This window comes from Shewanella sp. SM32 (genome assembly GCF_025654235.1).
GTDB lineage: Bacteria > Pseudomonadota > Gammaproteobacteria > Enterobacterales > Shewanellaceae > Shewanella > Shewanella oncorhynchi.
Genome location: NZ_JAKKRO010000002.1, coordinates 81,720 through 102,949 on the forward strand (window position 1 = coordinate 81,720; position 21,230 = coordinate 102,949).

A 21,230-nucleotide genomic window follows, 5' to 3' on the forward strand; every position below is an offset into this window, starting at 1 on the left:
GTTCGAAAAACCTTGTGAGCCCAAATCTTGGGCTCGCAAGGTAATCATTTACATGGACTTATCGATAACCGCGGCAATCAATCACAGCCATTAAGGAGTCACTATGGCAAGCCAACGGAGAGACACCAGACTGCAAACATTGTGCGATACAGCGCCAAGCCACAACGCGTTGAATCAAAATATTTTGTCACTCAATCAGCTGTTACATCAACGGGCACCCTTCTATGGCGAGCACCTTCGCGCAACGCAGTCCCCTACTGGGTTCTGTTTTGATGAATGGAGCTGCGCCGATACTTATCAAAAACTCATTGCACGTTTTGCCATCGCACACCCTAGCGCAGAAACTCAGAGTGAAACTGTAACTGAAGCTGAAACCGAGGCGACTAAAACAGCTGCAAACAGCCGAGCGCACGCTTTCGCCAGTAAAAGCGCCTTAGTCAGTAAAAGCGCTACGGCCAGTAGAAAAGACACTCGCAAAGCGCTGCATTCACTTTGGGGTCAATGGTATTTTGGCCTTTTAGTTCCGCCTGTGATGGAGTGGATTTTTAACGCAAAAAAAGCCGATTTCGAGCCTATTCACTGGCAGCCACAGTCCGTTTTTATGCAGCTACACGCCAGTGGCCGAGTGGCAAAATTTGAATTTAACATCGCAAAACACCAGCCAAATACCGCTTTGACCTTTAAAAAATACCACGGCATCGAGCCACTTTCCCAAACAAACACTAAGCCAAGCTTCAGGACAGACACTAAGGTACACTCGCCATTAACCCCATATAAGCCGCCAGTTGATAAAGAACTCGCCCTACAAGGCCTTATCTTAAACTTACTGCAACCGAGTGTTGAGCGCCTACTCACTTTGAGCCCCGTGCCCGCTAAATTATATTGGAGTCACTTAGGCTATCTGATCCACTGGTATCTAGGAGAGTTGGGATTATCTCAGCAACAAAGTCAGCAACTTAAACAAGCTCTGTTTCGCAGAACGACCTTTTTTGATGGCACCCAAAATCCACTGTATAACAGCATCAATTTGATTGTTGAACCCAAAGAAGGCAGCACGAACATCCACTGCATTCGCCGTACTTGCTGCCTAAGGTATCAACTCGCCAACACTGGCCAATGCCACGATTGCCCACTACTAAGTCGTCCTAACGCTAAGACAAACGCAACCAAACAGGCACAAGTCTAACTTGCCCATTAAACGCATTTAATGGGCAAGATCGCAATCCTAGGCCCATGGTGCTTTTGCCCTTATGTTGCACATGCTACACTCAAGCCCATGTCTCTTTAACATGATTATTTATGAAACAACTGCTTGATTTCCTGCCCCTCGTCATCTTTTTTGCCGTTTATAAATTTTTCGATATTTATATCGCCAGCGGCGCATTGATCGCAGCCACCGCGCTTCAATTGATCGTGACCTATGCGCTATATAAGAAACTTGAAAAGATGCACTTAATCACCTTTGCTATGGTGACAGTGTTTGGCACACTCACTTTAGTGTTTCACGATGATTCTTTTATCAAGTGGAAAGTGACCATTATCTATAGTTTGTTTGCCATCGCCTTAGGTGTCAGTCAATTGCTCAATAAATCGATATTAAAGTCGATGTTAGGCAAAGAAATGCAAGTAGACGACAAAATTTGGGCTCGCGTAACTTGGTATTGGGTGATCTTTTTCGCCGCTTGTGGCCTAGTCAATATTTATGTCGCCTTTAGTTTGCCATTAGAAACTTGGGTCAATTTTAAAGTGTTTGGTTTAACCGCTTTAACCTTAATTAATACTGTCCTGACCGTATTTTATCTTTATAAACACCTTCCCGAAGATCAACGCAAGGAACTCAAATAATGTGGTATATGATTTCAGCTCAAGATTTTGAGAATAGTTTAGAAAAACGTTTAGCCGCACGCCCAGCCCATTTAGCTCGCCTACAAGCCCTCGCCGATGAAGGTCGTTTACTGATCGCTGGCCCACACCCAGCCATCGACAGTGAAAACCCTGGTGATGCAGGCTTTAGTGGTTCACTGGTTGTCGCAGATTTTGAATCCTTAGTGGCAGCAAAACACTGGGCCGATGCCGATCCCTATATCGAAGCGGGCGTTTACCAAAGTGTTGTGGTTAAACCCTTTAAGCGAGTCCTGCCTTAATGAAAATAGTGTCCTTTAACATCAATGGTCTGCGGGCGCGCTTGCATCAATTGCAAGCCTTAATCGATAGCCACCAGCCCGACATCATCGGCCTGCAAGAAACCAAAGTGCACGATGAGGCGTTTCCATTAGCCGAAGTCGAAGCCATGGGATATCAAGTGCATTACCACGGCGGTAAAGCTCACTATGGTGTTGCCATGCTGTCTAAAATCGCACCAGAAAAACTGCAAAAGGGTTTTCCAAGCGATGATGAAGATGCCCAGCGCCGCATGATTATCGGCACATTTACCCAAGCGAATGGTCGTCCATTGACTGTGTTCAACGGCTATTTCCCCCAGGGCGAAAGCATAGACCACCCAACAAAATATCCTGCTAAACGTAAGTTTTATCAAGATTTAATGCACTACTTGCAGACAAATCACAGCAACGATGAAGATATCGCCATCATAGGTGACATCAATATTTCGCCGACCGATTTAGACATAGGCATTGGCGAAGTCAATCGTAAGCGTTGGCTAAAAACCGGCAAATGTAGCTTCCAACCGGAAGAGCGTGAGTGGTTAAAAACCTTACAAGACTGGGGCTTAATCGACACTTTCCGTCAATTACACCCAGAGCGCATCGAACGTTATTCTTGGTTCGATTACCGCAGCAAAGGGTTCGATGACAACCGTGGCCTGCGAATTGATGTGATTTTAGCAACGCCTTCACTGGCAGCACGTTTAGTCGAATCCGACGTCGATTACGATCTACGCGGCATAGATAAGCCCTCAGATCACGCCCCCATCTGGAGCACGTTCAAAGAGGCTTAACCCGCTAACGTTCGATCATCTTAGTAGATATAAAACATCGGCTTAGGTCGATGTTTGTTTATGGGCGAAACATATTTTATCTTTATCGTTCGATGAATAGTCAATGAGTCAGGTGTGATACTGAACGTAATTCACTTTTGGACAGATATGTCTTGAAGACGAGTGTTTGGGGACTAATAATTTTAGTTGTGAGGAGTTTAGCGTTTGCTGATGTCCACTCACACATGCTTGCCATGGTATTTGCTCGTCGACTCGCAGCCAGTCCATCCGTGGATGCTCGACCGCCCCATCTGATGTGAAAGGATTCACAAATGCCGCGATGGCATGGACGCCAAAGAGCGGCCATGGGCCGGACGGTCGTCTCGCAAATCACCAAGGCTCACCTGTTTAGCATTGGTGAAACCTGTTTGTTTTAAAGAAATACGTAGTATGCTTTGGGACAAAAGCGTGTTAGGTCATCAGCTATAACAGGTGAATTTCGCATAGAAATTTCTATGGTGTAACGCCTTGCTCAGCTGCATTTTTGGAGTAGAAGCTTTTGTGTTATCAAACAAAAAAGAAGGAACGGAAAAATGTCAGATACAGCAATTTGTTATGTTCGCATTCTGATAATACTATCAACATATTGATGGACCATTATTCAACTTTCACATAGAAGCAATTACATTTACAACTGAAAAGACCAATTTGAGGATCTTTAGGTGTAATGCCCTTACGTTTAGCTTGTGAGTTAGCAACTTCTACAGCGTGCTTAATCTCATTAATTTCTTTGCTAGAGAGCCTTCTCGTATGCCCATGTACAGGACACCGTTCTCGTTCTCCATCACCCGATATTCGCTCTCCTGACATATTGATGCCCTCTTTCTAATTTCTACCGCTTTAAACATAACACCGCCAGCAACTGCCGGAGTGAGTTGGAAGCTTTTTTACGTCTTTTTGCAAAAAAGAAGACAGTTTACGGAGGTCAGATTGACTGGCCTTGTTAAACATTTTAGAACTTGAGCGAATAACCACTGGAAACCCACTCATTGAAATTTTCCGCCAACAATACCATAGACTCTTTCGTTAAATCGCCGAAAGGTACCCTATAAACTGGCCAGTCTTCTGAGCTTATATTATGTGTGGTATCGAAGACAATTGACTCTCCCCCACCATCTGAACCAATAGCAACCAAGCCAGGCAAGTATTGCTCGTAGCAATAGGCTTCTGTTAATTCGGATATCTCTTTAGCGCTCCAGAGCACAACTGAGTCATCTGGTTCTTGCACGCCAATCGGAGTTTCTGCCCCATTAGTTTCAAGCAAGAACTTCTTATACTCACTCGGAAGATCTGTTCCTAACCATTTCTCAAGAGCCTGAATTTCTTCAGCACTTGCTGGATTTTCCGGATATTCGAATTTATCTCGATATTTGCTCATAATACTTAACGCCCATTTAAGGGGCTGATAATCGTTTGCTAAAATTGTGTAGCGAAGCGAAGCCGAGCAAACTGTTAGCAGTCCCGCTTTAAATGCTTGTATGGGTTAACGTTTGGCTAAGGGGCAGGCTTTAACCCATCACTGAGAGCGGAGCGAACGATTTGAACCGCTAGTTAGGCTATCACAGTTACTCAAGGTCAACACAAACCTGCTTGTACCATGCAGAAAGATTCGGCCATTCTTCCTTAGTGCTGCCGTTGTGAGACCAATAAATTATCTCACCCGTCTTTGCTATGCAGAAATAGTCGCCATTATCCTCGATGAATGGCAAAAGGACTCTTGGAAGACCCATGACATTCCAGGCTGTTTCAGCAATGTCAAAGATATCAAGATGGCCAGAGCCAGGTAAAATTACCGCTGGCTCAAAGGTAGCGTTTGCAACATCGCTGCCAGACTTCAAAAATGATCGGTAGTTATCATGAAAACTGATGCCCAGTTTGCTTTCTGCGCTAGCTATTTCGGTATCTGTCGGGTTTCGAAATGGATCGTTATTCATAATTATTGTTGCCTAACGTTAAGCGGCGTCCCAAGCCAATTTTAATTGACCGAGGCGAACAAGTGATACTCTGGTGAACGTTTATCATCAACAAACAATTTAAAATTGCTTGATATTTTTCTTAAATATTTCCGATAAAGGTTAACACAATCAGCCATATAGAAACCATCAATTTCCCCAAATTCTATTTTTACAAAACACAGATTTCCACCGCCAACCACAGTGAAATACCCTCCGCAAAAAGGACATTTTCAGACATAACTTTCTCCCCTGAAATCTATGACCGTCAATTTAGATAATGTCACGCTGATAGAACGGAATGGGGCAATATAACTAAATAGTTCTTTGGGTACTTCCAAATTAAAATGGCGGAAATCTAAGATTTCCGCCATTTTCAGATGATAGGCTAATACTCAATGTGAGACTCAGTATCGGACTTTATGCCTCTGTGACCAATGCGAACTATCCACCTTGAAGGTGAACATTAGCTCGTGCGGTACTGCTTTAAAATCCCATCTAACTCGACCGAGGCATGGTGCAGATCATTAGCTAAGGTCACACTGCGCTGGGCTGTTTGTTTGATAGTTTCCGACTGATGGCGGATTTCATTCAATTGTCCGGCAATGTCGCGAGCGGCGACACTCTGCTCTTCCGCCGAGGCGGCAATTTGGCTGCTCATATCAAATACCGCATTGACCGATTGCGCCATGCCTTGAACATCATCACCGACGGCGATAATCGCACTGCGACCTTCATCGGCCTGATCGACTATCTCCATGGTAATGCTAGATAAACGAGTCGTGCCAGATTGTAAGCCTTCAATCATGGCCTGAATTTCTACCGTGGCCTGTTGAGTTCGACCCGCTAAGGTACGCACTTCATCGGCTACCACAGCAAAGCCACGACCTTGCTCACCGGCACGGGCCGCTTCAATGGCCGCATTTAAGGCTAACAAATTGGTTTGCTGGGAAATACTGTTAATGGTTGTGACTACAGCATCGATACTCGCCGCATCCTTAGACAATTGTTCCACCGATGAAAACGCCGCACCAATCTTAGTTGAGAGTAAACCAATGCTTTCCACTGTATGGCTAATACGCCCACGACTGGCCAACATTTGGCTTGAATTTTCCTTGGTTTGCAACGAAGTATTACTCGCATTAACAGAGACTTCTTCAATCGCTGAGGTCATTTGTGCCATCGCCACGGCAACGGAATCGAGGAATTGATGTTGGAACCCAATCAGTTTATCACTGGTGGCCGCCTGTTGATTAAATTCATCGGATGCCAATGATAAGGTCTGTGCATTTTTGCCAATGGCTGACACCATTTCACTCATATTGTCGGCGCAGCGATCGATTTCGCGGGCAATCAAACTGAAATCGTCAGTACCAAAGAAGTTTAATCTAAAGCTCAAATCACCATCGGCTAAGCGTTTGATGGCTAAATACATGTCCCATAATCCACCACCGAGTGAAGTCGAAATCCAGTAACTCAGTTGGAATAAAGGCAACAAACCCACTAACGCTAACCAGAACATAAAGTTAGCATCGCTACGCGCATCGGCTTCCCACTCATGGACATTCTGCGTCAGTTGTAAGGCTTGGCCTGACACACTGGCGCTGGCCGTCACTTTATCCCCTTGACGCTGCGCATCACTTTGCCTTGAAGTTACAGTTAACCCGTATTGACTAGCAAATTGAGATAAGGCGTCAGCTTCTAGCTTTTGCGCCGTTGCAACTTGCGCTAAGGTATCGACGCTAGCTTGAACCCGAGCGATAGAGGCCTGCTCAAGGTTACGGTGCGCATGTTGATAGTTGACAAGCGCCACGGCAGCCGTGATCAACGCCACCATAGAACACACTACCCAAAACTTTCCGTTGAGACTGAACTTGATCAATATGGCATCAATGGTACGAAACTGGATTTGTTTCATCTTGATAATTCCTAAGAACAAAATGCTATTTGGCACTAAATCAGCAGTATAGCTCAGATCGCCACGACAACTATGTCAGTCATAAGATCTGAGCAGGTATTATGCTAATCCGCGCTAGCAACTTGGTTACGTGTGGCGGCAGACCACTTTTGTGTCAGAGTAACCAACTGCCCTGTTAACAGGCTCATGCTAAAACCTAATAAGCCACCAATGATCAACGACGGCACGACATTGGCCACATCACCCGCCATAGCAAAGGTAGTGCAACAGCCAATAAATGCGCCGGGAATAAAGCTAAGCTTTTGATAACTTGCCTGTAAACACATGGCCGAAGTGGCTATGCCGGTAAAAATATACCCAAATACGGGCGAAATAAAAAAGCTGCTACCCGAGATAATGAGCCAAGCCCAAAATACACCGGACAGGTTTGTGCACCACGCCATCATCACGCCCTGAAAGCCAGCCTTAGGTTGAGCAAAAAAAGTGCTACAACCTAAAAAGCCGATCCAAGTGACCAGATGAAAAGCATCTGCGACGCCACACCAAATAGCCGCCAATAGGCCGGCAGAAATAGCGACTTGCCAACGATTTTCCATGGATGACCCCTTTAGTAATTCTATTCACGGAAGTTTATACCCTTGGGCGCTCTAAAATGTGTATTTTGAGGTAGCTAGGGTAAACATATTGGTTAAATTACCTCTATTTTGGTAACAAAAACCTGATCTATTGCTAATTTTCGGCATTAATGCCCGTAAAATCGCTAACAAGCAAATTTTTTGTGGTAAAAAAACGAAAAAAGCGCTTATTAGGCGCTTTTTTGTTCAAACGGCTTTCAGTTAACCCTCTTGCCGACACTTACACTCGCAATAGTTTATTCACGGGAAGATCGCGGATCCTCTGCCCCGTCGCCGCAAAAATTGCATTGGTCAAACTTGGGGCGACGGGCGGTACACCCGGCTCACCCACGCCTGCGGGCGGCGCATCGGATGCAATAATGATGATCTCCATATCGGGGGTTTGGGGAAATCGCAGCAAAGGATAATCGTGGAAATTCGATTGCTGCACTTTGCCCTCTTTGTAAGTGATTTCCCCCATCAAGGCTAAACTCAGGCCAAATATAATCGCACCTTCTGTCTGTGCTTTTACCCTATCAGGGTTAACTATCGTGCCCGCATCGATAGCAGCGATGGCATTTAGCACTTTAAGCTGTTTATCCTCACTAACTTCCACCAGCATAGCCACGGCGACATAACTGACAAAACTGCGGTGCACGGCAAACCCCCAGCCCTGATTTTTACCCGCCTTGGGCGCCTTAGTTTGGGCTTTTTCGACCGCATCAATGACCCCAAAATAGCGACTGACGTCCACAGGGTGACGATTGAGCTCTTCGCCATAGTTGCCGTAAGTGAACTGTTGGTCGGTAAAGGTCTCACGCCTTGCTTCACCTAACAGGCTACGCCACATTGCAGGGCAAGAAACCTGAGAACGATGAGCCATTTCATCGACAAAACTGCCGACACTAAAACCGTGCTGAATGTTACACACAGAGCGCATCCAACCAATACGGCTGTGCGCCTGCGCTTTTACCGCTTCGTATCTTAAATTTGGCAAAGCAAAGGGCACATCCACAAAGCCTAAATCCAACTCACCGCCAGAGGGATATTCCACCCCTTCGGCAAAGGTTGAACTGATCGATGGGAATCCCGTACGGGCTAAAAGCGCGGTCGGTTTGTTGCTGGCATCAAACAGTGCCTGATAGGACTGGGCGCTGATAGCATGGTAATAACCGTTTTGAATTTCATCTTCGCGGCTCCAACTCACCTTAATTGGACGCTTGAATTGCTTCGATAATAGCGCGGCTTCAACGCTAAAATCAGGTTTAGATTTACGCCCAAAACCACCACCCAATAGGGTGACATTCACTTTAATCGCATCTTCTTCCATACCTAGCGCTGCGGCCACATTTTGCTGTGTACTTTGCGGCGTTTGGGTCGATGCCCAGATTTCACAACCCTTTTCAGTCACATGGGCAGTTGCAACGGGCGGCTCGATAGAAGAATGAATCAAATAAGGCACGGTATAAACGGCCTTTAACGTATTCGCCTCGGGCCAGTTTTTGATCTCATCACCAACTTGGCGCACGACATTACCGCTTTGCAGTACTCGCTCGACCAGTGACTTCAAATAAAGACTTGAATCATGCTGACTGTTGTCGGCTTGAGTCCAAGTGACTTTTAAGGCTTTGCGACCTTCGAGGGCACTCCAAGTGTTTGTGGCGATAACAGCAACGCCGCCCAAAGCCTGAAACGCGGGAGCGCCCTTAGCGGCGGGCAAACGATACACATCCACTACACCGCCCACTTTGCGCGCTGCAGTATAATCCAAGCTTGCCACATCGCTCCCAAGCACGGGCGGGCGCATGATGCTGGCGTAGAGCATGCCCTCGAGTTTGATATCGTAACCATAAATCGCGCTGCCACTTAACATGGCATCCATATCAACGATTTGGCGTGATGCGCCAATCTGCTTGAAATCTTTAACCTCTTTAAAGGTTAACGACTCAACAGCGGGTACGGGCTGCTTTGATGCGGCTAATGCTAACTCGCCGAACTTGGCCGAACGGCCAGATTTAGCATGCAACACTTTATGGTCGGCGGTATGCACCTCGCTCACGGGGACTTTCCAGCGCGCAGCGGCGGCTTGCTCTAGCATGGTTCTTGCCATCGCCCCCATTTGGCGCATGCGGTCGTAATTTTCGCGAATACTGCGGCTACCGTCTGTGTTTTGGCTGGCATAACGTTTATCAGCTAAGCCTTGAATGGGGACGATTTTATCCCAATCCGCTTCTAACTCTTCGGCTAAGACTTGCAGAATGCCGGTTCTGATCCCCTGTCCCATCTCGGAGCGATGGCAAGTAAGGTACACTTTGTCGTCTTCACCAATGGCAATAAACAGATTCAGCCGCGCTTCTTTATCCTGCGCCAACGCCATGGGGCTCCAAGTTAGTCCACTCGCCCCTAATGCTAATCCGCCCCCCACTGCGCCAAACAGTTTTAACACGTCGCGGCGGCTGATATTTTCTACGGCAGTAAAAGTACTCATATTAGCCCTCCTGTTTGGCATAGTTTTGCAGTGCGGCTTTGATCCTAGGATAGGTGCCGCAGCGGCAGATATTCCCCGACATGGCCGAGTTGATTTGTGCTTCAGAAGGTTTCGGATGCTGCGCCACTAACGCCGCAGCCGACATCAGTTGTCCCGCCTGACAATAGCCGCACTGGGGCACGTTATGTTCGGCCCAAGCATTTTTAAGCTTTTGATTATCTAGCCCTTCAATTGTTGTCAGACGTTTTCCCTGTGCCTGCCCCAAACTGGTTAAACAGGCGCGTACGGGTTGGCCGTCTAAATGCACAGTGCAAGCACCGCATAACCCTGCACCACAACCATATTTAGTGCCCGTGAGCCCTAAAATATCCCGTAACGCCCAAAGGATTGGCATCTTAGGATCGGCATCTAAGGTAAATGATTTACCGTTGATGAAAAGTGTTTGGGTGGAAGCGGCGGTACTGGCTTCCTTGATAACTGCAGTGGTTGATAATACTTCTGCCATAACTCACTCCTTAAGTGCCAACCACGACGCAAGATCGGCTTGGGTATCAATATCAATTGCGGCGCGGGGTAGTGTTATAGCGACTAACGCTCCCTGCTGTGCTTGTTGTTTTAGAATCGATTTCGCCCCGCGATCACCACTCAAGTGAGTGAACTGCGGTAATGTAGAGGCATTAAAAATAGCAGGTACGCCTAAATCATCCAAATAATGGGCAGCAACGTCTTTACCGGTTTCATGCCATGTCAAAATCAGTTGTCGATAATCGTCTGCACTCAAGGCCACTTGGTCTGCCAATGTCAGCAGCATGGCATCAAAGCCCTGCTCCTTGGCATAGCTTGCCGCCAAACTCACGGAGGATGCCAAGCCTGTTTGCCACAGTGGATTAACTAAAATATCAAAGGGTTGGCGGGAATGAAGCTCGACTAATAATGGCTGCAATATGTGCTGATGAGCACCGAGTATGATTAACAAAGTCGTATGCTGGAGCGAATGAGCGTCTTTGCGATCCAAACCTAAATCTTGGCAACTAAGCTGCTGTAAACGCTCAACATGAGTGTTAATGATGGTTTGTTCGCGAATTTCCGTAGCGCTATGTGATGGTAGAAGTTGCGCTAACTTTACCCCATCAAAGCGCTTACTCTCACCCGCCGCAAGTACCACAATCAGCAGGCGCTTGGATGAAAGTGGCGTTTTCTCTGTCAACGTTAGCGCTGCCGACTTTGGTGCTGAAGACATTAGTACAGAAGGCTTTTGTACTGGCGGCAATGTCATCAACGCATTATCTCATCGAGATGTTTTAAGGTCGCACCATGGAGCACACCGTGGCACTGGGCCAAAATACTTAACGCCACAGCGCTCGGTAACTCGCCGCCAAGGGCAAGCCCTGCGGGAGCAGAAAATACCCCAGAAAAAGATTCAGCACTGAGCCCTGCCATTCCAAGCACTTTATCCCGTCGATGGGCAGGGCCAAGCAAGGCGATATAGGCTAGCGGATGCGCTTGAATAACCTTTAATGCCGCAGCATCTAAGCCCAAGTTATGGTTCATCACCACGGCGCAATCCAATTGAGCGATATGATTCGCGGTTAATTCCCCCGCGGTCAGTTTCACTATATGGGCATGGGGGAAATCCGCCGCTCTGGCATAGGCGGTACGACCATCGAAAACAGTCACTTGCCAACCTAAAGTGTGGGCCATGGCGGCAACGGGCTTAGCATCGATACCACCGCCAAAGATCCCAAGATGGAATCTTGGTCTCAAGGGAATAATCAGTGATTCTCCCGCGTCTTGGGTGAAGACGCCCGTGCGTACAAAATCGCTGGCGGGGAATAGCGTCAACTCCTCAGAATAAAACGCAGCGTGATACTGGCGTGCATCCGTCCCCGCTTTGACTAAAGGCAATTGGTAAAACCCCGACCGACCGTGGCGAAATGCCTGCACTAGCTCAACTAAGCCAAGATCATGATTCTCTTTTAGCAGAGGGATCAACATGATATCTACTATGCCACCACAACCGAGTCGATAGCTGGCATCGGACTCATCGCTTGCATCATAGGTGACGCACATGACTTGCTTAGTCTGCATGGCATTTTGAGCATGACGGCGTAAATCGGCTTCTAAACAGCCGCCACTTAACATACCTACGCCTTGACCAAACTCATGGAACAACATCATGGCACCGGGTTTACGATAGGCCGAACCTTGAATTTGGGTGATCACCGCAAGCACCCAAGCGTCATCCGCCAGTGGTAGCCAATGCTCTAGTAAATCTTCGATTTGGTGATCCATCCGCAAGGACTCCATTGGGTTAGGGAGATTTAAAAAATTTAATGCGCTTATCGCTATTGAAACGATCAGCCGTTAATAACGCAGCTATCGACGTCTATTTGTCATCAAAGCTTGACGCAAGTTTTATCAGCAAATAAAACCGCTTCGTCAAACGCTCGCATTAAACATATGGACAACCAAGTTAGCAAAGGCGTGTGCGTATTGAAAGGAGTAATAGATTTCAAAAAGTGTTGAAGCATAAAATATGTTCAGGGGAAGCTAAAGAGGAAGAATAGACGTCCATGTCTTGAGTGGCGTTTGTTCGCAAATCAATCACATTTATCTAAAACTGGTATTCGCCCGCCTTAGTGCGCAGTATCTGGGATTGGTTGTCTAGACTAATGGATGTCGATTCAATCTGTTCGATAATCTGTGATACTTCACGGGAATTATCGCGGATCACCATCATGCTCGAAGCGATTTCTTTAGAAACCAAGGATTGTTCTTCGGTTGAAGCGGCAACCTGAGTATTGATCCCATGAATCGCTTCCGTACTGTGACGAATATCCTCAAATACTGCCACGATACGTTGCAGTTCTACCCCTGCCTTTTGCATTAGCGTCGCCGCTTGAGTCACAGATGTACCAACTTGATTCGTACGACTTTGAAGGCTTGCGACAATATCATCGATTTCCTTGGTGGAATCTTGAGTGCGCTGGGCTAATGATCGAACCTCATCAGCTACCACTGCGAAGCCTCGTCCTTGCTCACCGGCCCGTGCGGCTTCAATCGCGGCATTCAGTGCCAGCAAATTCGTCTGCTCAGCAATCGCCTTAATCACACTCAACACATTGCTGACTTGGGTACTTTCGTTCACTAGATGTGACATAGAGTCTTGAGTATTCCTAAACTCAGTTTCTAATACCGACATGGCTTTCAACGCTTCAGATACCGTCTGTTTACCTACAGTGACATGCGTTTCATTTTCGGCGGCGCGGCTTTCAGCATTCGAAGTGCTCTCACTCACATGCACTAAGGTCGTGGTCATTTCTTCCATCGCACTGGCGCTGGCGTCCAGTTCTCTCGCCACCCGATTTGAGCTTTCACGCGAAATTTGAATTGATGCTTTAGTTTGCTTAGCTAAATCAGCCACCTCTTTTGCAATGCCATCAGTCGTCGATAATGAACTGGCAAGGGAGGATATAAACAAGTTGATTTGATTAACGATTTCGCCAATTTCCCCCTGAGTCGTAACAGAGATCCGCCGCGCAAGATTTTTAGATCGCTGAATATCGAGCAATTCAACACAGGTCTGCACTAAGGGAGTCACAATCCTGCTTTTAACGATAATAAATCCGCCAACGGCGGCTAAAATCACGATAAATAACACCAGTTGGGACCAGTTTAATGCCGCATGCAGGGAATCGAGTCGGTTATTCACATCACCATCGGTACGTTTATCCAATGCTGTAAAAAACTCATCAATCGGCTGCATGATCTTAGCTTTTTCTCTGTGGTATTGGTCGCTATGTAATAACTCCCTCGCCATAGTTAAGTTAGGCTCACCTTTGATCGTGTAAGTTTGGGTGTTGGGGTCCATAAAAATACCTTTGACGGCATTCATGGCTTTCACTTCGAGGGCGACTAACGCATCTGAGTTTTGCTGAGCTTGTTCAAGGTAACGGAATTCTTCATCAGAAAAACCGAGGGACTTCATTTGTGTGTTTATCGCAATGCTAGCACCGTCGGGTTTTGGCTTATCGCCATAGCTCAGCACCAAATCCCAGTAAATCTGGTGATATTTTTCAGGTCTAGACTTCTCACCATTACGGATAGCCAAAATATCCATATACATTTTTTCGTATTTTTCATCACCCGTAACAGCGTAAGTTCGAGCGAGACGCGTTAGGTCATCAGAACTTTGTCTTAACTCATCGGCGACTTGATAGGACTGATATCGGACGCTAGCCGCATCATTAAAGAGATCGATTTTAGACTTAACATTGAAGCTCAATACCGCAGAAATCACAGCACTCGCGACTATGGTCGAAAAGACCACGCTCATCATTGTTTTTGTTTTCATACTTACCCCAGTAGACGGAAGAACTGCTTTAAGTCTAGAAGGAAAAACAGAAAACATAAAAAAGGTTGGTTTATTAGCTGAAATAATCATTTGATTTGCGAGTGATTATCGCTCACAAATCAAGCAATGCTGAATGGCGTCTCAATTACAGTAAAAGTTGGTCCGCGACAAAGGGGTTATGCTCGCGCTCTTCACCAAAAGTCGACATAGGACCATGCCCAGGAATGAATTCAACCTCGGCGCCTAAGGGCCACAGTTTTTCGGTGATCGAGTGAATTAAATCCTGATGATTTGATTGGGGAAAATCGGTGCGGCCGATAGAACTTCGAAACAAAATATCCCCCACCCACGCCAACTTAGATTGGGCAGAGAAAAGTGCGATGTGTCCCGGCGTATGCCCAGGGCAATGCAGCACAGATAAACTTTGCTCGCCCACTTTAACAATATCGCCATCCTGCAGATATTGATCCGGTTCAAAGGCATCGCAATGGGGAAAACCAAAATTTTGGCTTTGCTTAGGTAAGTTATCAATCCAGAATTTATCGGCAATATGCGGGCCAATAATCGGCACATTGGCGGCTTTCGCTAGGGCTTTTGCACCACCGACATGATCGATATGCCCATGGGTAAGGATGATTTTTTCGAGGACGAGTCCAAGTTTCGTCACTTCGTTTTGGATCCTGTCAATATTCCCGCCGGGATCCACGACCGCAGCACACTTGGTTTTTTCACACCAGATCAAGCTGCAATTTTGCTGAAAAGGTGTCACTGGAATAATCTGATACTTCATAGCTTCAATCTCGTGTTATCCATAAGCGATAGATTACGCTAAGAAACTCATCATGGCTCAAATTTGTATCCAAAAAATTGATCTTCACCAAAAGCTAATCAAATAATCCTAGCTTACGACATAAACTATTTTGTCTATACCCAAGTTAGCTGAAGATACGCGTTTCAGGTAGCCTAGGTTACTGCATCTTCAGCTTATTTGGGTATACAATCTGCCAATCACAATAACATGATCCTCTGCCATTAAGGTTGTTTGATGAAACCCGATATTATTCTCGCCGGAGTGCTGGCGAAGAAACACACTTTTACCTTGCCCCTCAACTATCAAAATCCAATTGCAGAGCAAATCCAAGTGTTTGCCAGAGAACTCTGTAGCCCAGAAAACAAAGATAAAAAACTACCTTATATCGTATTTTTTCAAGGCGGCCCTGGATTTGCGGCCATGCGTCCCGCCAGCAACAGCGGCTGGATCCGCCGCGCATTAAAAGAATATCGAGTGTTATTACTCGATCAACGTGGTACAGGCTTATCAACACCGATTAATTACCAAAGCCTGCAACACTTAGATCCCGCAGCTCAAGCGGATTACCTAAGCCATTTCAGGGCTGACAATATCATTCGTGATGCCGAGACGATTCGTGCCCAACTTTGCCCCGCCGATAAATGGGCGATTCTTGGCCAAAGTTTCGGGGGATTTTGCGTATTACATTATTTAAGCGCCGCCCCTCAAGGTGTCAGCGAAGCCTATATTACAGGTGGCATACCGTCATTAACCCGTAGCAGCGACGACGTCTATCTTGCGACTTATCAACGCGTACTGGCGAAGAATAAACAATTTTTCCAACGCTTCCACGATGCTCAACATCTCGTCACTCGCTTAGCAAAACATTTGCTTGAAAATGAAGTGTATTTGGCAACGGGTGAACGCCTCACGGTTGAAATGTTGCAACTGCTGGGTATTAATATTGGAATGGAGCAAGGGCCTGAATCGGTTTATTATTTGCTTGAACAAGCCTTGATCAACACGGCTTCAGGGACAGTCGTTAACCCGTTATTTTTAAATCATTTCGGTCAAATGCTCGATTACAACACTAACCCGATTTTTGCCCTGTTGCATGAAGCCATCTACTGTCAACACTCGGCTTCACAATGGTCGGCACACAGGGTTAGACAGCAATTCCCCGCCTTTAACTATCAACAAGGTAAACCGTTTTTATTTACAGGTGAGATGATATACCCATGGATGTTTGACCAATTTAGTCACTTAGTGCCGCTTAAAGCCGCGGCAGAAATCCTTGCCCATAAATCAGATTGGCCAACACTTTACAATCTAGAGCAACTGGCACAAAACCGAGTCCCTGTTGCAGCGGCCATTTACAGTGAAGATATGTTTGTAGAGATGCAATACAGTTTAGAAACCACAAAACAAGTTGGCAGGCTAAAGTATTGGTTAACATCAGAATATGAACATAACGGCATCCGCATGGATGGAGAACGCATACTGGATAAGCTCATCAGCTTAAACCGAGGCGACACCCTAAGATAAATATGAGCTTTAAGGGCTAATTAAGTTAATGCTGAGATTATATGCCTGCTCCTCATCAATTGAGTGATTTTGGCAAGCTTTAACGACCTATTTCCGTATGAGTAAACCGTTTTGGTTTACTCTTTTTTTTGCCCAAATTCAGTGCTATGAAAGCGTTATAGCTTAAGGTCGAATATCCCCTACAACAGAATCACAACGCACTCGTGACGATTAAACCTCTGTAGCCATTTTGCGTGTTCGACTCCTTGCGCCAGCACTAGCCACTGACTTATTCACACTGCTTTTAGCTGTACTTGCAGTGCCTGCCCGTTTTGCCGAGCTCGAGGCTTTGCGGTAAGGCGACTTACGATAACCAGATTTATTACTTGCCGTTTTACGATAACATTGGCCTTGTAAACAATTAAGCGCGGTTGGCAGTTGGGCGCCTGCATTCTGGATAAGCGTGGATAAGGTGCCGAGCAGTGGCTGCATAAAGGCTTGATAAGAGGTTTCTTTATGGCAAATGCCGTTCAGGCTCGCTTCCCAAAGCGCTGTCATATCCGGCTTAGTCGCACTCGCGGGCAAGCTGTTAATCAATCCTTTCCCCACGTCTGTCGAGACAATAGATTTACCTAAGCGTTGTAAAAAACCGCGTTTGAACAGCAATTCGATAATACCTGCACGGGTGGCCTCTGTACCTAATCCATCGGTTTCTTTAAGAATTTTACGGATCTCAGGATCGGTCACATAACGGCTAATACCCGTCATAGCACCGAGTAAAGTGGCATCGTTAAAGGCCTTTGGTGGCTGAGTATTTTTCTCCAACAATTCGCCTCGAGTACAATGCAAAGCCTGTCCCAATTTCAAAGGCGGTAATTGGCCGATAAACTCGTCATTCTCCTCATCGTCCTTACCTGCGCTTTCTTCCGTCGACTTGTTGCCACTCGCCTTACTGCCATTTGGCTCTTGGCGGGCAAAGAGTTGCTTCCAGCCGAGGGATTTATCCTGACGCGCCTTGGTATTAAATAAGCCACCCTCGATTGTCACTTGCACTGTGGTTTCATTGTAACAATAAGCCGGATAAAACTGGGCTAAGTACTGGCGAGCAACATGAAGATATAACTGCCTCTCACGCTGACTCAAGCTAGATAAGTTAGCCGTCTTCTCTGTGGGGACGATTGCGTGATGGGCGTCCACTTTTTTATCATCCCATGCTTTAGATTTAAGACGGGGATCGGGTGCATCAGCACCTTGCAATAACTCAGCAGCACCGTCACTTATCGCCTTAAGTACCGAAGGCGCAAGGTTATGTTGCTCAACGGGTAAATAACGACTGTCGGAGCGTGGGTAAGTAATGAGTTTATGACGTTCATACAAACTTTGGCAGGTATCGAGCACATCCTTAGCACTCATACCAAACCGTTTGGCCGCATCAATCTGTAACGCGGATAAGCTGTAGGGCAATGGTGGATTCTGTTTCTTGTCCTTAGCCACTAATTGAGTGACTAAGGCGGGTTTATCACTGATGCGACTCACCACATTTTGCGCTAACCCTCTCGCTAACACTCGTCCTTCTTCATCCATATAGGGCTGACAAGCTTCGCTAGGTTGCCACTTGGCGCTGAAGGTTTCTTGCTTCTCGGTCGCCAAATGCGCTAGTACTTCATAAAAAGGTTTAGATTGAAAGTGAGCAATCTCTTCATCACGGCGCACCACTAGCCCAAGCAATGGCGTTTGTACTCGGCCGACGGATAACACGCCTTGATAACCGACCTTTTTACCTTGGATGGTGTACGCACGCGTCATATTCATGCCATAGAGCCAATCGGCACGACTGCGAGCTAAGGCCGATGTGGATAAAGGAATAAACTCGCGATTGCTGCGTAGCTGCGTTAGAGCCCGTTTTACAGCTTGTGGGTTTAAGTCACTGATCAGTAAACGCTGGGTTTGATGTAGCTTGTCCCCCGTCACGCCAAGATAGGCAATCACTTCATCCACGAGTAACTGCCCTTCGCGGTCGGGATCGCCCGCGTTAACCAGCGTGTTGGCTTGTTTGACTAATCGTTTTAGCACTGTGAGTTGGCTGCGGGTCGCAGCCTTAGGTTTTAGTTGCCACTTGTCTGGCACTATTGGCAAATGCTCGAATTTCCAAGACTTAAATTCGGGATTATAGGCATCAGGTTCTGCTTGCTCGAGCAAGTGACCAACGCACCAAGACACACAATCGCCATTGGCGGCTTCGATAAATCCATCGCCTTTTTTATGGGGTTTAGGCAATACATCGGCAATGGCCCGCCCTAGGCTAGGTTTTTCTGCGATATAGAGAATCATACAAACACCAAGCACTGGATATAATTACAGTATAATTTAGCCCAAACGCCAGTTGAGTGCAAATTTCTGTAGTAAACCGAGCTTAAATGTAAAAGCTTAAGTGTAAATTCAATTGCGAATGATTCTCAACAAGGCATAAGATACAGTAAATAACTAAGGAGTGACTATGAGACAGTTTGCAATAAATGCGCGACAGGCTATGACAATAACTCCAGCATTAATATTAAGATTCAATCAGTTATTGATATTCCATAGCTTAATGTTACTCGCAATAAGCATGCTCACCAGTACCTGGCTGGGACAAATGAAAATCATCGATATGCCGTTAGCATGGGGATTCATTCTCGTCATTCCTATTGCTGTGAGTGTATCTCTATTACTCAGCCACCAAATCACGCGCCATAGCTTAAGCAGCTTATTCGGCGTGTGGATGCTACTTTGGGTAATGGGATAACTGACATTCATAATAAATCACTACCGTATTTCGAGTTAACTCGCCCCTCCGCTCTATTTATCCATGCTAAAACTCAATTTCAAAACACATTGGTTTCAAATATTTAACACTTTAACTATGAAGCTCCCTAAAAAATAGTTATGTTGAGTATCTTGGATATTTACAAAAATGTCTTAATCAAAAGTGAATGTCCTAACTCAACATCTGTTGAATAACCGTAAACCTAAAAACTCTGCTAAAACAACACAATAAAGGAATCGGAGTCTATGAATGAGATTGTCAACGCGATCAATAGTGTAATTTGGAGCCCTGCACTTATTTTTCTTTGCCTAGGTGTCGGGCTCTATTTCTCCCTTCGCACTCGATTTTTACAGCTGCGCCATCTGCCAGAAATGATCCGCCTGATGTTTGATGGCAAGAGTACTGATGCGGGAGTGTCGTCTTTTCAAGCACTTGCGATGACATTAGCGGGTCGAGTCGGTACAGGTAACATTGCAGGGGTCGCCACAGCAATCACCTTTGGTGGTCCTGGCGCTTTATTTTGGATGTGGATGGTTGCCTTTCTCGGTGCCAGCTCCGCCTTCGTTGAATCGACCTTAGGTCAAGTCTATAAAGAAAAAATCAATGGTGAGTATCGCGGTGGACCTGCTTTTTATATTGAAAAAGGCTTAGGCATGAAATGGTATGCATGGGTATTTGCAATTGCGACCATATTTGCTTGCGGGATCCTGCTGCCGGGCGTACAAGCTAACTCGATAGGTTCAAGTTTAAAAACCGCTTTCAACATAGATCCTAATGTGACTGCAGCCATACTGGCTATGCTTCTTGGCTTTATCATTTTTGGCGGTGTAAAACGTATCGCTCACTTTGCCAGTGCCGTCGTCCCCTTTATGGCACTGGGTTACATCATAGTGGCTTGTGTCATCATAGCGCTAAATATTGGCCAGCTACCGGGTATTTTATGGTTAATTATCAAAAGTGCCTTTGGCTTTGATGCGGGTTTTGGTGCCATTTTAGGCTTAGCCATCATGTGGGGGGTAAAGCGGGGTATTTACTCCAACGAAGCGGGTCAAGGTACAGCGCCACATGCCTCATCTGCAGCGGCGGTAAGCCATCCAGCCAAACAAGGGTTAGTTCAAGCTTTTTCTGTGTATATCGACACCTTATTCGTTTGCTCTGCAACTGGTTTCATGCTGCTTATTACAGGACTGTATAATGTTCAGGGCCCTGACGGTGCGGCGCTCTATACCGGCATTGCCGGAGTCGCTGCAGGACCAGGCTACGTACAAACGGCAATGGAAAGTATGATGCCAGGATTTGGCAATATCTTTGTGGCTATCGCACTGTTCTTCTTCGCCTTTACGACCATAGTGGCTTATTACTACATTGCCGAGACCAACATTGCCTATATTAACCGTAAAGTAAATCATCCTTGGTTCATGGTCGTTCTCAAAATAGTGATCATTGGCTCAACCGTATACGGCACAGTTAAAACGGCTGATATGGCTTGGGGAATGGGTGACATTGGTGTTGGACTCATGGCATGGCTCAATATTATTGCCATTATTCTATTGAGGAAAACCGCATTCACTTGCCTTAAAGATTATGAATCACAGCAGGCACTTGGCATAGAGCCACTTTTCGATCCGGTAAAATTGGGTATTAAAAATGCGGATTACTGGGTTGAACGTAAGCACGCTGAAGAAAATGTAATGACTGAAACAGCGCAACGCATAAATACGTAGACGTTATCACGATGATCCGTTAAGCAAATATAAGCCATTAAAAAGCCAGTGATTTCTCACTGGCT

Annotated in this window: 18 protein-coding genes; 7 read left to right on the top strand and 11 right to left on the bottom strand. The window is 46.1% G+C overall.

Annotation, left to right across the window (positions count from 1 at the left end):
• Positions 1-103: 103 nt before the first annotated feature.
• The 4 genes from fhuF to xthA all read left to right on the top strand — a co-directional run bounded on the left by fhuF (position 104) and on the right by xthA (position 2,956).
• Entirely contained in the window at positions 104-1,186 is a 1,083-nt protein-coding gene (fhuF, locus tag L5M10_RS01270; protein ID WP_263254696.1) for a siderophore-iron reductase FhuF, read from the top strand.
• A 113-nt stretch (positions 1,187-1,299) separates the two neighbouring features.
• Entirely contained in the window at positions 1,300-1,845 is a 546-nt protein-coding gene (locus L5M10_RS01275; protein ID WP_028761007.1) for a septation protein A, read from the top strand.
• The gene (locus tag L5M10_RS01280; RefSeq protein WP_028761008.1) at positions 1,845-2,144 is read left to right on the top strand and encodes a YciI family protein; all 300 of its coding nucleotides are present in this window, start codon (positions 1,845-1,847) and stop codon (positions 2,142-2,144) included. The genes L5M10_RS01275 and L5M10_RS01280 overlap by 1 nt, the downstream gene beginning before the upstream one ends.
• A complete protein-coding gene (gene xthA / locus L5M10_RS01285) occupies positions 2,144-2,956 on the top strand; it encodes an exodeoxyribonuclease III (RefSeq protein ID WP_168824214.1) in 813 nt (270 codons plus the stop codon). Before L5M10_RS01280 ends, xthA begins: the two co-directional genes overlap by 1 nt.
• A 991-nt stretch (positions 2,957-3,947) precedes the next feature.
• On the opposite strand, the gene L5M10_RS01290 is transcribed toward xthA, so the two are convergent.
• The 10 genes from L5M10_RS01290 to L5M10_RS01335 form a co-directional block, all read right to left on the bottom strand.
• Positions 3,948-4,373 carry an SMI1/KNR4 family protein gene (locus tag L5M10_RS01290; RefSeq protein WP_131523523.1) on the bottom strand — a complete coding sequence of 142 codons (426 nt, stop codon included), beginning with the start codon at positions 4,371-4,373 and terminating at the stop codon, positions 3,948-3,950.
• A gap of 187 nt (positions 4,374-4,560) precedes the next feature.
• A complete protein-coding gene (locus L5M10_RS01295) occupies positions 4,561-4,929 on the bottom strand; it encodes an SMI1/KNR4 family protein (protein WP_263175603.1) in 369 nt (122 codons plus the stop codon).
• A gap of 484 nt (positions 4,930-5,413) precedes the next feature.
• Positions 5,414-6,865, bottom strand: a complete 1,452-nt coding sequence (locus tag L5M10_RS01300) for a methyl-accepting chemotaxis protein (protein WP_263254697.1) — start codon at positions 6,863-6,865, stop codon at positions 5,414-5,416.
• A gap of 104 nt (positions 6,866-6,969) precedes the next feature.
• Positions 6,970-7,461, bottom strand: a complete 492-nt coding sequence (locus tag L5M10_RS01305; protein ID WP_028761013.1) for a DUF1097 domain-containing protein — start codon at positions 7,459-7,461, stop codon at positions 6,970-6,972.
• Positions 7,462-7,720: 259 nt separating this feature from the next.
• On the bottom strand, positions 7,721-9,967 hold the full coding sequence (locus L5M10_RS01310) for a xanthine dehydrogenase family protein molybdopterin-binding subunit (protein ID WP_263254698.1): 2,247 nt from the start codon (positions 9,965-9,967) through the stop codon (positions 7,721-7,723).
• A 1-nt stretch (position 9,968) separates the two neighbouring features.
• Positions 9,969-10,472, bottom strand: a complete 504-nt coding sequence (locus tag L5M10_RS01315) for a (2Fe-2S)-binding protein (protein WP_028761015.1) — start codon at positions 10,470-10,472, stop codon at positions 9,969-9,971.
• Between the two features lie 3 nt (positions 10,473-10,475).
• Positions 10,476-11,243, bottom strand: coding sequence for a nucleotidyltransferase family protein (locus tag L5M10_RS01320; RefSeq protein ID WP_411569335.1), 768 nt, complete (start codon positions 11,241-11,243; stop codon positions 10,476-10,478).
• On the bottom strand, positions 11,243-12,259 hold the full coding sequence (locus L5M10_RS01325) for an XdhC family protein (RefSeq protein WP_263254700.1): 1,017 nt from the start codon (positions 12,257-12,259) through the stop codon (positions 11,243-11,245). Before L5M10_RS01325 ends, L5M10_RS01320 begins: the two co-directional genes overlap by 1 nt.
• Positions 12,260-12,581: 322 nt before the next feature.
• The gene (locus L5M10_RS01330; RefSeq protein ID WP_028761018.1) at positions 12,582-14,321 is read right to left on the bottom strand and encodes a methyl-accepting chemotaxis protein; all 1,740 of its coding nucleotides are present in this window, start codon (positions 14,319-14,321) and stop codon (positions 12,582-12,584) included.
• A gap of 145 nt (positions 14,322-14,466) precedes the next feature.
• Positions 14,467-15,111: an MBL fold metallo-hydrolase gene (locus L5M10_RS01335; protein ID WP_263254701.1), complete on the bottom strand. Its 645-nt coding sequence runs from the start codon at positions 15,109-15,111 to the stop codon at positions 14,467-14,469.
• A gap of 255 nt (positions 15,112-15,366) precedes the next feature.
• Between L5M10_RS01335 and L5M10_RS01340 the strand changes: the two genes are divergently transcribed.
• Positions 15,367-16,656, top strand: coding sequence for an alpha/beta fold hydrolase (locus L5M10_RS01340; protein ID WP_028761020.1), 1,290 nt, complete (start codon positions 15,367-15,369; stop codon positions 16,654-16,656).
• Between the two features lie 210 nt (positions 16,657-16,866).
• Here L5M10_RS01340 and L5M10_RS01345 read toward each other — a convergent pair whose 3' ends face one another.
• On the bottom strand, positions 16,867-18,966 hold the full coding sequence (locus L5M10_RS01345; RefSeq protein ID WP_263254702.1) for a DNA topoisomerase III: 2,100 nt from the start codon (positions 18,964-18,966) through the stop codon (positions 16,867-16,869).
• A gap of 166 nt (positions 18,967-19,132) precedes the next feature.
• Between L5M10_RS01345 and L5M10_RS01350 the strand changes: the two genes are divergently transcribed.
• Positions 19,133-19,420: a hypothetical protein gene (locus L5M10_RS01350; protein WP_113940721.1), complete on the top strand. Its 288-nt coding sequence runs from the start codon at positions 19,133-19,135 to the stop codon at positions 19,418-19,420.
• Positions 19,421-19,686: 266 nt separating this feature from the next.
• Positions 19,687-21,165, top strand: coding sequence for an alanine/glycine:cation symporter family protein (locus L5M10_RS01355; RefSeq protein ID WP_212600669.1), 1,479 nt, complete (start codon positions 19,687-19,689; stop codon positions 21,163-21,165).
• Positions 21,166-21,230 lie beyond the last annotated feature (65 nt).

What these genes read in the sequence shown, in the direction of transcription:
- L5M10_RS01275 (WP_028761007.1), top strand. Translation starts at nt 1,300, where the DNA reads ATGAAACAACTGCTTGATTTCCTGCCCCTCGTCATCTTTTTTGCCGTT.
- L5M10_RS01280 (WP_028761008.1), top strand. Translation starts at nt 1,845, where the DNA reads ATGTGGTATATGATTTCAGCTCAAGATTTTGAGAATAGTTTAGAAAAA.
- L5M10_RS01295 (WP_263175603.1), bottom strand. Translation starts at nt 4,929, where the DNA reads ATGAATAACGATCCATTTCGAAACCCGACAGATACCGAAATAGCTAGC.
- L5M10_RS01350 (WP_113940721.1), top strand. Translation starts at nt 19,133, where the DNA reads ATGAGACAGTTTGCAATAAATGCGCGACAGGCTATGACAATAACTCCA.
- L5M10_RS01310 (WP_263254698.1), bottom strand. Translation starts at nt 9,967, where the DNA reads ATGAGTACTTTTACTGCCGTAGAAAATATCAGCCGCCGCGACGTGTTA.
- L5M10_RS01355 (WP_212600669.1), top strand. Translation starts at nt 19,687, where the DNA reads ATGAATGAGATTGTCAACGCGATCAATAGTGTAATTTGGAGCCCTGCA.
- L5M10_RS01315 (WP_028761015.1), bottom strand. Translation starts at nt 10,472, where the DNA reads ATGGCAGAAGTATTATCAACCACTGCAGTTATCAAGGAAGCCAGTACC.
- L5M10_RS01340 (WP_028761020.1), top strand. Translation starts at nt 15,367, where the DNA reads ATGAAACCCGATATTATTCTCGCCGGAGTGCTGGCGAAGAAACACACT.
- L5M10_RS01345 (WP_263254702.1), bottom strand. Translation starts at nt 18,966, where the DNA reads ATGATTCTCTATATCGCAGAAAAACCTAGCCTAGGGCGGGCCATTGCC.
- fhuF (WP_263254696.1), top strand. Translation starts at nt 104, where the DNA reads ATGGCAAGCCAACGGAGAGACACCAGACTGCAAACATTGTGCGATACA.
- L5M10_RS01320 (WP_411569335.1), bottom strand. Translation starts at nt 11,243, where the DNA reads ATGACATTGCCGCCAGTACAAAAGCCTTCTGTACTAATGTCTTCAGCA.
- L5M10_RS01330 (WP_028761018.1), bottom strand. Translation starts at nt 14,321, where the DNA reads ATGAAAACAAAAACAATGATGAGCGTGGTCTTTTCGACCATAGTCGCG.
- L5M10_RS01290 (WP_131523523.1), bottom strand. Translation starts at nt 4,373, where the DNA reads ATGAGCAAATATCGAGATAAATTCGAATATCCGGAAAATCCAGCAAGT.
- xthA (WP_168824214.1), top strand. Translation starts at nt 2,144, where the DNA reads ATGAAAATAGTGTCCTTTAACATCAATGGTCTGCGGGCGCGCTTGCAT.
- L5M10_RS01305 (WP_028761013.1), bottom strand. Translation starts at nt 7,461, where the DNA reads ATGGAAAATCGTTGGCAAGTCGCTATTTCTGCCGGCCTATTGGCGGCT.
- L5M10_RS01335 (WP_263254701.1), bottom strand. Translation starts at nt 15,111, where the DNA reads ATGAAGTATCAGATTATTCCAGTGACACCTTTTCAGCAAAATTGCAGC.
- L5M10_RS01325 (WP_263254700.1), bottom strand. Translation starts at nt 12,259, where the DNA reads ATGGATCACCAAATCGAAGATTTACTAGAGCATTGGCTACCACTGGCG.
- L5M10_RS01300 (WP_263254697.1), bottom strand. Translation starts at nt 6,865, where the DNA reads ATGAAACAAATCCAGTTTCGTACCATTGATGCCATATTGATCAAGTTC.